Source organism: Bradyrhizobium sp. USDA 4516, from assembly GCF_054055915.1.
This window is the reverse complement of record NZ_JBSRXT010000001.1, coordinates 6,866,993-6,880,190: the sequence shown is the minus strand read 5'-3', so window position 1 is coordinate 6,880,190 and position 13,198 is coordinate 6,866,993. Positions and strand designations below refer to the sequence as shown.

The 13,198-nt window shown below is 64.6% G+C and carries 12 protein-coding genes and 1 pseudogene; all 13 read right to left on the bottom strand.

The window, feature by feature from the left end:
• Positions 1 to 144 precede the first annotated feature (144 nt).
• Positions 145 to 672: a carboxymuconolactone decarboxylase family protein gene (locus ACVI1L_RS31355; RefSeq protein WP_057019743.1), complete on the bottom strand. Its 528-nt coding sequence runs from the start codon at positions 670 to 672 to the stop codon at positions 145 to 147.
• Between the two features lie 578 nt (positions 673 to 1,250).
• Positions 1,251 to 1,610, bottom strand: a complete 360-nt coding sequence (locus tag ACVI1L_RS31350; RefSeq protein WP_057019742.1) for a Zn-ribbon domain-containing OB-fold protein — start codon at positions 1,608 to 1,610, stop codon at positions 1,251 to 1,253.
• Positions 1,607 to 2,743, bottom strand: coding sequence for a thiolase family protein (locus ACVI1L_RS31345; protein ID WP_057019741.1), 1,137 nt, complete (start codon positions 2,741 to 2,743; stop codon positions 1,607 to 1,609). The genes ACVI1L_RS31350 and ACVI1L_RS31345 overlap by 4 nt, the downstream gene beginning before the upstream one ends.
• 124 nt (positions 2,744 to 2,867) lie before the next feature.
• A complete protein-coding gene (locus tag ACVI1L_RS31340; RefSeq protein ID WP_028344637.1) occupies positions 2,868 to 4,034 on the bottom strand; it encodes an acyl-CoA dehydrogenase family protein in 1,167 nt (388 codons plus the stop codon).
• 11 nt (positions 4,035 to 4,045) lie between these two features.
• A complete protein-coding gene (locus ACVI1L_RS31335) occupies positions 4,046 to 5,245 on the bottom strand; it encodes a CaiB/BaiF CoA transferase family protein (RefSeq protein WP_057019740.1) in 1,200 nt (399 codons plus the stop codon).
• 163 nt (positions 5,246 to 5,408) lie between these two features.
• A complete protein-coding gene (locus tag ACVI1L_RS31330) occupies positions 5,409 to 5,618 on the bottom strand; it encodes a hypothetical protein (RefSeq protein WP_057019739.1) in 210 nt (69 codons plus the stop codon).
• Between the two features lie 143 nt (positions 5,619 to 5,761).
• Positions 5,762 to 7,300, bottom strand: coding sequence for a class I adenylate-forming enzyme family protein (locus tag ACVI1L_RS31325; RefSeq protein WP_456784656.1), 1,539 nt, complete (start codon positions 7,298 to 7,300; stop codon positions 5,762 to 5,764).
• Between the two features lies 1 nt (position 7,301).
• The gene (locus ACVI1L_RS31320; protein ID WP_028344634.1) at positions 7,302 to 8,471 is read right to left on the bottom strand and encodes an acetyl-CoA acetyltransferase; all 1,170 of its coding nucleotides are present in this window, start codon (positions 8,469 to 8,471) and stop codon (positions 7,302 to 7,304) included.
• A 45-nt stretch (positions 8,472 to 8,516) separates the two neighbouring features.
• Positions 8,517 to 9,167 carry a bifunctional 4-hydroxy-2-oxoglutarate aldolase/2-dehydro-3-deoxy-phosphogluconate aldolase gene (gene eda / locus ACVI1L_RS31315; RefSeq protein WP_456784655.1) on the bottom strand — a complete coding sequence of 217 codons (651 nt, stop codon included), beginning with the start codon at positions 9,165 to 9,167 and terminating at the stop codon, positions 8,517 to 8,519.
• Positions 9,164 to 10,120, bottom strand: coding sequence for a sugar kinase (locus ACVI1L_RS31310; RefSeq protein ID WP_057019736.1), 957 nt, complete (start codon positions 10,118 to 10,120; stop codon positions 9,164 to 9,166). Before ACVI1L_RS31310 ends, eda begins: the two co-directional genes overlap by 4 nt.
• Positions 10,121 to 10,276: 156 nt before the next feature.
• Positions 10,277 to 11,263, bottom strand: a complete 987-nt coding sequence (gene denD / locus ACVI1L_RS31305; RefSeq protein WP_028344631.1) for a D-erythronate dehydrogenase — start codon at positions 11,261 to 11,263, stop codon at positions 10,277 to 10,279.
• A gap of 52 nt (positions 11,264 to 11,315) precedes the next feature.
• Positions 11,316 to 12,239 carry a carbohydrate ABC transporter permease gene (locus tag ACVI1L_RS31300; protein ID WP_057019735.1) on the bottom strand — a complete coding sequence of 308 codons (924 nt, stop codon included), beginning with the start codon at positions 12,237 to 12,239 and terminating at the stop codon, positions 11,316 to 11,318.
• Positions 12,232 to 13,192 (bottom strand): annotated as a pseudogene (locus tag ACVI1L_RS31295) (carbohydrate ABC transporter permease). The gene ACVI1L_RS31300 and the pseudogene ACVI1L_RS31295 overlap by 8 nt, the downstream one beginning before the upstream one ends.
• Positions 13,193 to 13,198: the final 6 nt, after the last annotated feature.

The window sequence follows — 13,198 nt, the reverse complement described above, 5'->3', positions numbered from 1 at the left end:
GGGTGAGGGGCTGCATCCGCAAAATAACTTCGAGTTAGACTCGCGGAGATTCCCCCTCACCCGGACCACATTCCGCTTCGCTGCATGCGCTCCGGCCTCTCCCCGCAGGCGGGGCGAGGCGAAGGACTCCGCGACGCGATCCGCTCAGCTTACCACTTCCGTCACCGGCTGCATGTCGATCTCGAAGGTCTCGAGAAATTTCGACGTCATGATGTAGAAGCCGACCGAGAGTTGCAGCTCGATCAGCGCGGCCGGCGTCAGCTTCGCCGCGATGGTCTTGAAGGTCGCGTCGGTCGGCTTCTTGAGCTTGACGATCTCGTCGGTGAAGGCGAGCGCAGCGCGCTGCACCTCGTTGAAGCAGGTCGCGGACCGCCAATCCTCGAGCGCGGCGTTCTGCTCGTCGGTGACGCCGACATTCTTGCCGATCCGCTTGTGCGCGACGATCTCGTAGGGCGCCTCGCAGAGAATGCCGGTGCGCGTGATCGCAAGCTCGCGGACGATGGGATCGAGCTCGCCCTTGTGGCGGATCGCGCCGCCGAGCCGGCAATACTGTTCAAAGTAGCTTGGCGAATGCGCCATCATGCGAAAGATATTGGCGTTGCGGTTCTTGTCGAGGATCTCGCGGGTCCGCGGGCTTGCCTTCGCGGGATCGGAGTAGTCGATACGGGCCATTTCCTAACCTTGATCTTGCTGTCGTTTCTGTCGGGTTCCGAAACACTAGAGCCTTTTCCGTTCCGATGAAATCGGAACGGGGCTCTAGATCCTTGTTTTGACGCGTTTTCTTCACGCGAACCGGCATCCACTTCGCTCGAAAACGCTCTGTACGGGCTGCTGTCGCAGGAGCAACACGCGCGAGTCAAATTGCCGCCGCATTCCCAGACAACGCTGTCACAGTCGATATTCGCTGAGTGGGGACTCGTCAAAAGCGAATACTCGACGCGGGGTGTTCCGAGTAAAAAATCCGGCCGTCTTGCGCGCAATTTGCGCAACGATGAGTCACGCCCAAGTCTAGGGGAAACGCATGAAGGAAGCCACCAAGAGGGCGGCCTCGGAAGCGCTTGCGCAAATGCTGGCGGTGACGGCAATGCTCGTCATCGCCAGCGTGATCTTTTATTGGCACTGAGGCATGATCCCGAAAAGTGTGTAGCGGTTTTCCGGAAAGATCATGCCCAAAATGATCCGCAAACTATGAGGGGCAAGAGCGAACCTGTTCAGTCTGGTCTTGCGTTCTGATTGGATCGTTCAGCCCCTCATTTCGCCTTTGCGAAATACGGAACCAGCCGTCCCGCGAATTGCGTGAAGCGCGCCGCGACCTTGTCGCCGATGGCAAGGTCGTTGTCGCCATGGGCCATCATGCGAAAGCCCTCGTCGGCATCGACAAGCACGATGTTGTAAGGCACATGCGCCCGCGTCTCCGGCGTCGCGGCGCGGCAGACCAGCGAGGTCGCATACACCGTCCCTGCCCCACTGGCGCGATGCTCGGCAAGATCGGGCGAACCGCATGCGGCGCAAAAGCTGCGGCGGAAATATTGCCGCGCGCCGCAGCCGTTGCAGGACTGGTAGACGATGGCTTCCGCGCCCTTGGTCCAGTCGGCGATCGGTCCGCTCATCGCACGCGCTCCAGGAACATGCTGACATGTGACGACAGCACCCCGCCGTCGCCGTGCAGCAGCGCCACCGAGGCGTCGCGCACCTGACGATTTTCGGCGCGGCCGGTCATCTGCAGATGGGTCTCGACCAGGTGCGCCATCGCGCCGCCGACGCCGCAATGGCCATAGCTGAGCAGGCCGCCATGGGTGTTGAGCGGCATCTCGCCGTCCTGATTGAAATAGCCGGCGCGCACCCGCGCCGCCGCCTCACCGCGCCTGGCAAGGCCGAGATCCTCCAGCAGCATCGCGAGCGTGATCGTGAAGCTGTCATAGACCGCGGCGTAGCGCACGTCCGGGATCGCGACGCCCGCCGCCTGCTTCGCTTTCGCGATCGAAATCTCGGCGCCGAGTTCGCTCAGCGCAGGCGCTGCGGTGACATGTTGATGGGTGTGTGCCTGGGCGCAGCCGCGGACGCGGACCTGCCGCTCGCCGGTCGGCTCGCGGCTGATCACGCAGGCCGCACCGCCGTCCGACACCGGGCAGCAGTCGAGCAATTTGAGCGGCATCGCCACCGGCTTGGAGGCCATCACGTCGGCAACCGTGATCGGCTCGTGGAATTGCGCGCCGGGATGCGTCAGCGCGTGCTTGCGCATCAGCACCGCGAACTCGGCGAGGTCTTCCTGCGTGAGGCCGTATTCATGCATGTAGCGCGCCGCGACCAGGCCGTAATAGGCCGGGATCGTCGGCCCCAGCGTCACCTCGTAGTCGGGATGCCCGACCTGGGCCAGCGCCTGGATCGAGGCGTCGCGGCTCTGCCCGGTCAGCCGGTTCTCGCCGCCGACCACCAGCACGTGTTTTGCAACACCGGCGTCGACCAGGTGATGCGCCAGCATGGTCATCGCAAGCCCGGTGGCGCCGCCGACCTGAACGGCGTGCGCATAAGACGGGCGAATGCCGAAGTGCTCGGCGAAGACCGTGGCCAGCATGATATGCGGCGAGACCGTGGAGTAGCCGCAGAGGATGCCGTCGATCTCGGAGCGCTTCAGCCCGGCATCCGAGATCGCAAGCTCGGCCGCCTTGCTCATCAGGTCGAGCGAGGACAGGCCCTCATGCTTGCCGTAGGACGTGAGGCCGACGCCGGTCACGAAGCTCATTTCAGCGCACCTATCTCAGAGCGTCATTCCGGGGCGATGCGAAGCATCGAACCCGGAATCTCGAGATTCCGGGTCTGGTCCTTCGGACCATCCGGAATGACAACCTACAATGACTTGCGTCATCTCAATACGACTTCGGAAGGCCGAGCACCTTCTCGCCGATGAAGCTGAGGATCAGCTGCGGACTGATCGGCGCGATGCGCGGGATCAGCGATTCCCGCAAGTAGCGCTCGACGTGGTACTCCTTGGCGTAGCCGAAGCCGCCATGGGTCATCACCGCTTGCTCGCAGGCATGGAAGCCGGCTTCCGCCGCGAGATATTTTGCGGAGTTCGCCGCGGGGCCGCAGGGCAGGTTCTGGTCATACTGCCAGCCGGCGCGCAGCACCATCAGCCAGGCTGCCTCCAGTTCCATCCAGCACTTCGCCAGCGGATGCTGGATCGCCTGGTTCATGCCGATCGGCCGGTTGAACACGATGCGGCCCTTGGCATATTCCGACGCCCGCTTCAGCGCTATCTGGCCGAGGCCGACCGCTTCAGCCGCGATCAGGATGCGCTCGGGATTCATGCCGTGCAGGATGTATTCGAAGCCGCGGCCCTCCTCGCCGATACGGTCTTCGACCGGGATCTCGAAATTCTCGAAGAACAGCTCGTTGGAATCGACCGGCTTGCGGCCCATCTTCTCGATCTCGTGCACGGTGACGCGCTTGCGGTCGAAATCGGTGTAGAACAGGCTGAGGCCATGGGTCGGGCTGCGCACCTCCTCCAGCGGCGTGGTGCGCGCGAGCAGCAGGATCTTGTTGGCGACCTGGGCGGTCGAGATCCACACCTTCTGGCCGTTGACGATGTATTTGTCGCCCTGGCGCACCGCGCGGGTCTTGAGCTGCGTGGTGTTGAGGCCGGTGTTCGGCTCGGTCACCGCGAAGCAGGACTTGTCGCGGCCGTCGATGATCGGCGGCAGCATGCGCTGGCACTGCTCCTTGGTGCCGAACACCACCACCGGATTGAGCCCGAACACGTTCATATGCACCGCGGACGCGCCGGACATGCCGGCACCGGATTCGGAGATCGTGCGCATCATGATCGCGGCATCGGTGATGCCGAGCCCAGAGCCGCCATATTCCTCGGGGATGCAGATGCCGAGCCAGCCGGCATCGGCCAGCGCGCGGTGGAAGTCGGCCGGATAGCCGCCCTCCTTGTCCTTCTTCAGCCAGTAGGCTTCGTCAAAGCGCGAGCAGATCTTGGCGACGGCATCGCGGATCGATTCCTGGTTGGCGGAGAGTGCGAAATCCATCTGTCGTGCTCCTATGCCTGCACCGCTTTGGCCGCGCCGTCGCGCACCATCGCCGCGATCTCCTCGGTGGAGAAGCCTGCCTCCCGCAAAATCTCCGCGCTGTGCTCGCCGAGCCGTGGCGCCAGCCGGCTCGGCTCGACCTTGGTCTCCGACCACCGCGCCGACGGCGTCATGCTGCGGATCCGCCCCTCGGTCGGATGATCGACCACGGGGAAGACGCCGGTCGCGACCATATGCGGGTCCTCCAGCAGGCTCTCGAGATCGTGCATCGGCATCACCGGCACGTCGGCCTTTTCGAGGATTCCGTTCCACTCGGCGGTCGTCTTGGTCTGCAGGATGCGCGCGAGCTCGGCGTAGACGACATCGATATTGGTGGCGCGGCCGGCGAAGGTCGCGAATTTCGGATCGCTGCGCAGATCGTCGCGGCCGGTCGCCTTGAAGAAGTTCTCCCACTGCTTGTCGTTGTAGACGATCACGCAGATATAGCCGTCGAGCGTCTTGTATGGCCGCCGGTCCGGCGACAGATGGCGCGCATAGCCGCCCTTGTCGAGCGGCGGATCGTAGGTCAACCCGCCCATGTGATCGCCCATGACGAAGCCGGCCATGGTCTCGAACATCGGAATATCGACGCGTTGGCCCTGCCCGGTGCGATCGCGATGCACAAGGCTCGCACAGATCGCGCCGACCGCGGTGAGGCCGACGATGCGATCCACCAGCGCGTTCGGCACATAGCGCGGCACGCCGTCCGAGGTTTGCGCCATCAGCGCCGGCAGCGCGGTCGCGCCCTGGATCAGATCGTCATAGGCGGGCTTGGCGGCATAAGGTCCCTCCTGGCCGAAGCCGAACACGCCGGCATAGATCAGCCGCGGGTTGACCTTGGAAACGACGTCATAGCCGAGCTGCAGCCGCGCCATCGCCTGCGGGCGCACATTGTAGACCAGCACGTCGGCCTTCGCGATCAGCCGCAGCACCGCCTCGCGCCCCGCCGGCTTCTTCAGATCGAGGCAAACCGAGCGCTTGCTGCGGTTGGTGTTGAGGAACACCGGTCCCATGCCGGGATGCCGCGTTGGGCCAATCTGCCGCGTCACGTCGCCGTCGGGCGATTCCACCTTGATGACGTCGGCGCCGTAATCGCCAAGCATCTGCGTGGCGTAGGGTCCCATCAGCACGGTCGTCATGTCGACGACCTTGATACCCTGCAGTGGTCCCATCGTCCTGTTCGCTCCCGGATGTCGTGGTTATAGAGCTAGTAACGGGAGCTATTCCAAGAGATCAAGCTGCGCCGGGCGTATGGGCGTATGCATGGCTGCGGCCGGGCCGCTTCCGTGCGGCGGAACGCAGGCTGGGCAAAACGAAGCGGATTCACCGCCGCCCTTATGCCGGCGACTGCCCCGTCATCACCTCGCGCGCCTTCAGGAGCTTTTCCAGTTCCGCATTCTGCTGCTCGAGCCGCTCGGCGATGCGCTCCTCGACTTCGGCGCCGGCTGCGCCTGCGGCCTGCTCGATCAGCTGCCTGATATTGTCCCGGAGGATCGCGATGCGATCGTTCACTTCCGACAGCGACAGAGACGTCTCGATTCCCATGGTCCGTTCTCCCGGTGACAAGCGCAGGCAGCTTAGCGCGGCGGGAGGTCCGGGCATATCCCTTAACCGCCTTAGTGACCCCAATCCCTACTGTGCATGGGGTTGTTTTCGATGTTTTCGATTCAACCCAGCCTCGCCCCGCTTTAGCCCATGCCTTTGGCCAGCATCTCCCGCAGCGCGGTCTTCAGCACCTTGCCGTAATTGTTCTTCGGCAGGGCATCGAGATAGACATAGCGCTTCGGCCGCTTGAAGCGGGCGATCGAGGCAAGGCAATGCGCGTCGAGCTTGCCGTCGTCGGCGGTAGCACCGTCCGTCAGCACGACGCAGGCGACGACGATCTCGCCCCATTCCGGATCCGGCACGCCGATGGCCGAGACCTCGCGGACATCGGGATGGGTCAGCAGGGCTTCCTCGACCTCGCGCGGATAGATGTTTGTGCCGCCGGAGATGATCACGTCCTTGGAGCGGTCCGACAGCGTGAGGAAGCCGTCGGCGTCGAGCCGGCCGACATCGCCGGTGCGCAGCCAGCCGTCCTTCAACGTCTCGGCATTGGCCTCGGGATTGTTCCAGTAGCCGAGCATCACGGTCGCGCCCTTGACCTCAATCTCGCCGGTCTCCCCGGCAGGCAGCGACTTGCCGTCCTTGTCGGTGATGCGCACGGTGACGACGCTCTGCGCCAGTCCGACCGAAGCCAGCCGTTCGAGATAGCGCGGGTGATCGCTCCGGGCGTGCCAGCCGCGCGACAGCGCCGTGATGGTCATCGGCGACTCGCCCTGGCCATAGATCTGCACGAAGCGCTGGCCCATCGTCGCCATCGCATCGGTGATGTCGGCCGTGTACATCGGACCACCGCCATAGATGATGGTGCGCAGCCCCTCGCCGTTCTCTCCGCGCTTCTTCGCGGCATCGACCAGGCGGCGCACCATCGTGGGGGCCGCGAACATCACGACATTGTCGAGCTGGCGGCCGAGGTTGAGCACCTCGTCAGGATCGAAGCCGCCGGACTCCGGCACGACGTGGCGGCCGCCCATCCGGACGTGCGGGAAATTGTAGAGGCCGGCGCCATGCGAGATCGGCGCGGCATAGAGCGAGGCATCGTGCGGCGTCGCCGGATCGACGTCGGCGAGATAGCACAGCGACATTGCGACCAGATTGCCGTGGCTGAGCATCACGCCCTTGGGACGGCCGGTGGTGCCCGATGTGTAGAACAGCCAGGCAAGATCGTTGCTCTCGCGCGGCAGCGGCGCGGGTCGGCCCTCGCCGCTTCGCATCGACTTGTAAGCGTCGCTGTCGACCGACAGCGTGGTCATGCCGGCGGGGCAGTCGTCCTTCGCCTCGTTCAACGCACCGATCGTATCGTCGGAGACGAAGGCGAGCTTGGCACCGCCATTGCCGCAGATCCATGCCGCCTCGCGGCCGTGCAGCTTGGCGTTGATCGGAATCGCGGCGGCGCCGATCCACCAGATGCCGTAGAGGCATTCGAGATATTGCGTGCAGTTCGACGCAAACAGCGCGATGCGGTCGCCGGCGGCAATGCCGTGATCGCGCGCCAGCGCCGCCCCGATCGAGGCGGCGCGGCGGGCAAAGGTGGCGTAGTCGGCGTCGAGATCGAAACCGGTCAGCAGCGCCGGCGCGTCGGGACGCGCCCGTGCCGTCGCCGCCAGCCATTCGGCAATGTTCAAGCTACTTCGCCGGCTCGAGGATCGAGACGTAGTTGGCGACCGCGGCGCCGCCCATGTTGAAGATGCCGCCGATCTGCGGGTTCTTGAGCTGCATGCCCTCGGGCGCTTGCCCCGTGAGCTGCATCGCGCTCATCACATGCATGGAGACGCCGGTGGCGCCGATCGGGTGGCCCTTGGCCTTGAGGCCGCCGGACGGATTGACCGGCAGCTTGCCGTCCTTCTGGGTCCAGCCTTCCATGATCGCGCGCGCGCCCTGTCCCTTCGGCGTCAGGCCCATCGCTTCATATTCGATCAGCTCGGCGACGGTGAAGCAGTCATGGGTCTCGACGAAGGACAGGTCGGAGAGCTGCAGGCCGGCCTTCTGCAGCGCGCGCTGCCAGGCGGTGGTGCAGCCTTCGAACTGCAGGATGTCACGCTTGGACATCGGCAGGAAATCCTGCGCATGCGCGGTGGCACGGATGTTCACCGCCTTGCCCATGGTCTTGGCGGTCTCGGCATCGGTCAGCACCAGTGCGGCGGCGCCGTCCGAGACCAGCGAGCAGTCGGTGCGCTTCAAGGGACCGGCGACGAACGGGTTCTTGTCGCTCTCGGCGCGGCAGAACTCGAAGCCGAAATCCTTGCGCATCTGCGCATAGGGATTGGCGACGCCGTTCTTGTGGTTCTTGGCGGCGATCATCGCCAGCGCATCCGACTGGTCGCCGTATTTCTGGAAATAGGCCTGCGCGATCTTGCCGAACACGCCGGCGAAGCCGCCGACCGTGTCGCCGTCCTCGGGCAGATACGACGCCTTGAGCAGGTTCTTGCCGATCTCCGGGCCCGGCGTCTTCGTCATCTGCTCGACGCCGACCACCAGCACGATCTTCGCGGCGCCGGCTTCGATGGCGCGGATGCCCTGATGCACGGCGGCCGATCCGGTGGCGCAGGCATTCTCGACCCGGGTGGTCGGCTTGAAGCGCAGCGCCGGATTGGCCTGCAGCACCAGCGAGGCCGTGAAATCCTGGGGCGAGAAGCCGGCGTTGAAATGGCCGAGCATGATCTCATCGACGTCGGACGCGGCGATGCCGGCGTCAGCCAGCGCCTCGTTGGCGACCTTGACCACGAGACCCTCGACGGTCTCCGCGTCGAACTTTCCGAATGGCGTGTGCGCCCAACCCACGATGCTGGCGGTCATGGCTGTATCTCCCTGTTCCTGTTCGGAGAGTTATGTAGCGTATCTTCAGGCGGCTTTCAGCGTTTTCATCGCCGTCGCGCACATGGCGGTTATGCCCGCCCAATTGCCGGCGCGGATATCGGCCGCCGGGCACAGCCAGGAACCGCCGACTGCCAGCACATTCGGCTCGGCGAGCCAGGTCGCCGCATTGGCCTCGCTGACCCCGCCGGTCGGGCACACCCTGACCTGCGGAAATGGCCCGGCCAGAGCCCGCAGTGCCTTGATACCGCCCGCCTGCTCGGCCGGGAAGAATTTGACGACGTCGAAGCCGTGGGCCAGCGCCTGCATCAACTCGGAGGCGGTCGCGATCCCCGGCGCGAAGGGCAGCCGGCTGGAGGCTGCCGCCGCCAACAGCTCGGGCGTCGCACCCGGGCTGATGCCGAATTTGGCGCCCAGTGCCTCGGCGCGCATCAGGTCGTCACCATTGAGGATCGTGCCGATCCCGACGATCGCCTCCGGCACACCGGCGATGATGGCCCTGGCCGCGTCGACCGCGACCGCCGTCCGCAGCGTCACCTCGAGCGTCCGCACGCCGCCGGCGACCAGCGCCTTTGCAAGCGGCACCGCGTCCTCGAGCCGCTCGATGGTCAGCACCGGGATCACGGTGGCCTGGCGGATCAGCTCGGCGATCCGGTCCTGCTTCGATGTCGTTGTCATTGCGAGGCCTTGCGGGATGGTGGGAGACGAAGCGCCTTTTTCGGCGGCATGGCGTAGCGCGGAATGATCGCGCCGGGATAGCACACCACGACACCGGCCAGCCGATGGCCGGCGCGCGCCGCCTCCTCTGGCTCGGCGCCGCCGAGCCGCGCGGCGAGATAGGCGGCGGCAAAGCTGTCGCCGGCCGCGGTGGTATCGACCACCGGCTTGGTAAGCTGCTCCGCCTTCACCTCGCGCGTTCCGCCGGCCGAGCGCACGATGCAGGCCGGCTCGGCGAGCTTCAGCACCACCTCGGGGCTCGAGATGCCGGCCAGCAGCGCCGTGTTGCTCTCGCCGGGATAAAGCGGCGCCAGATCCTCGGTCGAGGCAAGCACGATATCGGCCGTCTCGAACGCGCTGCTGAAGACCTTCCGCGCGACGTTCAGGTCCGGCCAGCCGCGGGCGCGGAAATTGGTGTCGAACGCAAACCGCGTCCCCAACAGCCGCGCACGCTTCAGCGCCGCCAGCAATCGCTCCTGCCCGTCCTCGCGCAGGATCGAGAGCGTGATCGCCGAGAGATAGACGACGTCATAGGTCGCGAGTGAGTTCAGGATGTCTTCCGTTTCGGGCAGATCCATCAGGTCGCGGGCGGCGGCGCTGTCACGCCAGTGGAAGAAGCGCCGCTCGCCCTTGTCGTCGGTCTGGATCAGATAGAGGCCGGGCAGCTTGCCCGCCGATCGCGCGACATGCTTGGTGCCGATGCCTTCGCTCGCCCAGCCCGCGATCATCTCATCGCTCAGCGCATCATCGCCGAGCGCCGTGAAGTAATCGACGTGGATGCCGAGCCGGGACAGATAGACCGCGGTGTTGAGCGTGTCGCCGCCATAGGAGCGCGAATACAGCCCGCCGAGCTGGCCGCCAGGAGCCTGGCGCAGCTCGATCATGCATTCGCCGATGCTGGCAACTCTGGTCATCTCAAGCGCCGCGCTAAAGCGCGATGAAGCCTGGTTGAATCATCATCGCGCCTTAGCCCCTTGTCTGAGCATGATCTTCGCGCAAACGCGTTCCGCGTTTGTCGCGAGGGAAACCGCTTCGCACTTGTCCGGATCATGCTTTAGCTCGGACGTTGCTCAGGCGGCGAACTTGCCGCCGAGTTCGTCCTCGATATGGATCCGGATGATGTCGTCGAACGTCTTCTCGGCCGTGGTGAAGCCGAGCTTCAGCGCGCGGTCGGTGGCGAAATCGCGCGGCCAGCCCGAGACGATGCTGATGATGGTCGGATCGGGCACCCGCTTGATCCGCGCGGTGACGTTCTTGCCGGCGACGCGCTCCAGCGACGCGATCTGCTCGCCGACGGTGACGGACATCCCGGGCATGCTGAGATTGCGCCGCGGCCCCATCGCATTGAGATCCATCGTGCCGGCGTGAACCAGAAAGCCGACCGCCGATTTCGGCGAGGCGTGCCAGTGCCGGACGTCCTCGGAGACCGGCAGCACTGCCTCCTCGCCCGCCAGCGGCTCGCGGATGATATTCGAGAAGAAGCCGGACGCCGCCTTGTTCGGCTTGCCCGGACGCACGCAGATTGTCGGCAGGCGGATCGAGATCCCGTCGAGCAGACCCTTGCGGGTGTAGTCGTTGATCAGGAGCTCGCAGATCGACTTCTGCGTGCCATAGCTCGTCAGCGGCGTATGGAAGAACTCGTCGCCGATCTTCTCGGGGAACGGCGCGCCAAACACCGCGATCGAGGACGTGAACACCAGCCGCGGCTTGTAGCCGCCGCCGACGGCACGGATGGCGTCGATCAGATAGCGGGTGCCGTCGAGGTTGATCCGGTAGCCCTTGTCGAACTCGGCCTCGGCCTCGCCCGAGACGATCGCGGCGAGATGGAAGATCACCTCGGGACGCTCGGCGATCAGGGGCGCCGCGGCGCCGGCATCGGCGAAATCGGATGCGACCACATTGACCGGGATCGAGGCATTGGCGGGCTTGGCCGGCGCGACCACGTCCTGCAGCGTCATCCGGGTGATCTCTTGCTTGCCGAGGCGGCCCTCGCGCAAGAGACGCTCGGTCAGCTTGCGGCCGACCATGCCGGCGGCGCCCAGAATCAGAATGTGCACGACCCTGCTCCTTTTCTTGTCTTGTTCGAATTCAGCTGCGGGCCTTGCGCGCTCATTCCTTCACGGCACCCGTCATCGCCGAGACATAATGCTCTACGAAGAACGCGTAAAGAATAACCAGCGGCAGCGAGCCGCATAGCGCCCCTGCCATCAGGGACCCCCAGCGATAGATGTCACCGTCAACGAATTCGTTGACGATGGCGACCGGCACGGTCTTGTTCGGGGTCGATTGCAGGAACGTCAGCGCATAGATGAATTCGTTCCAGCACAGCGTGAAGCAGAAGATGAAGGCCGAGATCAGGCCGGGGACGGCGAGCGGCAGCACGATCTTGATCAGTATCTGCCAGCGGCTGGCGCCGTCGATCAGCGCGCATTCCTCGAGCTCGAACGGGATGGTCTTGAAATATCCCATCAACAGCCAGGTCGAGAACGGAATCAGGATCGTCGGATAGGTCAGGATCAGCGCCAGGGGCGAGTCGAACAGGCCGTACTGAAACACGACGGTCGCGAGCGGAATGAACAGGATCGACGGCGGCACCAGATAGGCCAGGAAGATCAGGCCGCCGACGACGTTGGCGCCCTTGTAACGCAGCCGCACGATCGCATAGGCCGCGAGCACACTCGCGATGATCGACAGCACGGTGGCACCCACCGCCACATACATCGTGTTCCAGAGCCAATGCGGATAGTAGCTCTCGAACAGCAGCTTGTGGACGTGCTTGAAGGTCGGATTCCAGGTCCAGAACGGATTGTACTTGTCGAGATCGAGCAGTTGCTCGTCCGGCTTGATCGCCGTCAGCCCCATCCAATAGAACGGGAACAGCAGGATGATCACGATGATCGACAGCGGGATGTAGAGCGTCACGATCCGCCGCGGCACCGACTGCAGGTAGCTCATGCCCTCGCTGTTGTCGACGCGCGACGGCGTCGACAGGATGCTCTTGAGGTCGACCTTGGAGGCGGGAAGATCAGTCATTGCTCTCTCCCTGCTGCCACTTCCTGCGTTGCAGGCCGAACCATGACACCATGATCGCGGCGAGCAGGAACGGGATCATCGCGCTCGAGATCGCGGCGCCCTCGCCCAGCTGCCCCGCGATGATCGCGCGCTGATACGACAGCGTCGCCATCAAATGAGTGGCGTTGACCGGGCCGCCGCGCGTCATCGCCCAGATCAGCTGGAAGTCGGTGAAGGTGAACAGCACCGAGAACGTCATCACGACGGCGATGATCGGCGTCAGCAAGGGATAGGTGATGTAGCGGAACATCTGCCAGCGCGAGGCGCCATCCAACGTCGCCGCCTCATACAGCGACGGCTGCACGGTCTGCAGGCCCGCCAGCAGCGTGATCGCCACGAACGGTACGCCGCGCCAGATATTGGCGAAGATCAACGCAGATCCGGGCCCAGGTGGTGTCGCCGAGGAAATTGATGTTCTGGGTGATCAGGCCGAGATGCTTGAGCGACCAGGAGATGATCGAGAACTGGGAATCGAAGATCCACCAGAACGCCAGCGCCGACAGCACGGTCGGCACGATGAAGGGGATCAGCACCGCGGCCCGCAACAGCGCCTTGAACGGCATGCGCTCGTTGAGCAGCAGCGCCAGATAGAGTCCGACCGCGAACTTCACGGCGCTCGCGATGAAGGTGTAGAGCAGCGTGTTGAAGACCGACAGCCAGAAGATGGCATCGTCCCACAACCATTCATAGTTCTCAGTGCCGATGAAATGACCGACGCGGCCGATGCGGGTGTCGGTGAAGGACAGCCAGATGCCGAGCCCGAGCGGATAGGCCAGGAAGAAGATCAGGAACGCCATCGCCGGCAACATGAACCAGAAGCCGAGCCAGTTCTTGTTGTGGCGGAGCTGATCCCAGGTGGTCGCTTCGCGGATTTCGGTTTTCGCACGTCGCGGCGCAAGGGCGATGTCAGCCATAGGCGA

Coding starts and splice junctions, on each gene's coding strand:
- ACVI1L_RS31320 (WP_028344634.1), bottom strand. CDS start 8,471: ATGACCGCCAGCATCGTGGGTTGGGCGCACACGCCATTCGGAAAGTTC.
- ACVI1L_RS31310 (WP_057019736.1), bottom strand. CDS start 10,120: ATGACCAGAGTTGCCAGCATCGGCGAATGCATGATCGAGCTGCGCCAG.
- ACVI1L_RS31300 (WP_057019735.1), bottom strand. CDS start 12,239: ATGACTGATCTTCCCGCCTCCAAGGTCGACCTCAAGAGCATCCTGTCG.
- ACVI1L_RS31345 (WP_057019741.1), bottom strand. CDS start 2,743: ATGAGCTTCGTGACCGGCGTCGGCCTCACGTCCTACGGCAAGCATGAG.
- ACVI1L_RS31340 (WP_028344637.1), bottom strand. CDS start 4,034: ATGGATTTCGCACTCTCCGCCAACCAGGAATCGATCCGCGATGCCGTC.
- ACVI1L_RS31350 (WP_057019742.1), bottom strand. CDS start 1,610: ATGAGCGGACCGATCGCCGACTGGACCAAGGGCGCGGAAGCCATCGTC.
- ACVI1L_RS31355 (WP_057019743.1), bottom strand. CDS start 672: ATGGCCCGTATCGACTACTCCGATCCCGCGAAGGCAAGCCCGCGGACC.
- ACVI1L_RS31330 (WP_057019739.1), bottom strand. CDS start 5,618: ATGGGAATCGAGACGTCTCTGTCGCTGTCGGAAGTGAACGATCGCATC.
- eda (WP_456784655.1), bottom strand. CDS start 9,167: ATGACAACGACATCGAAGCAGGACCGGATCGCCGAGCTGATCCGCCAG.
- ACVI1L_RS31335 (WP_057019740.1), bottom strand. CDS start 5,245: ATGGGACCACTGCAGGGTATCAAGGTCGTCGACATGACGACCGTGCTG.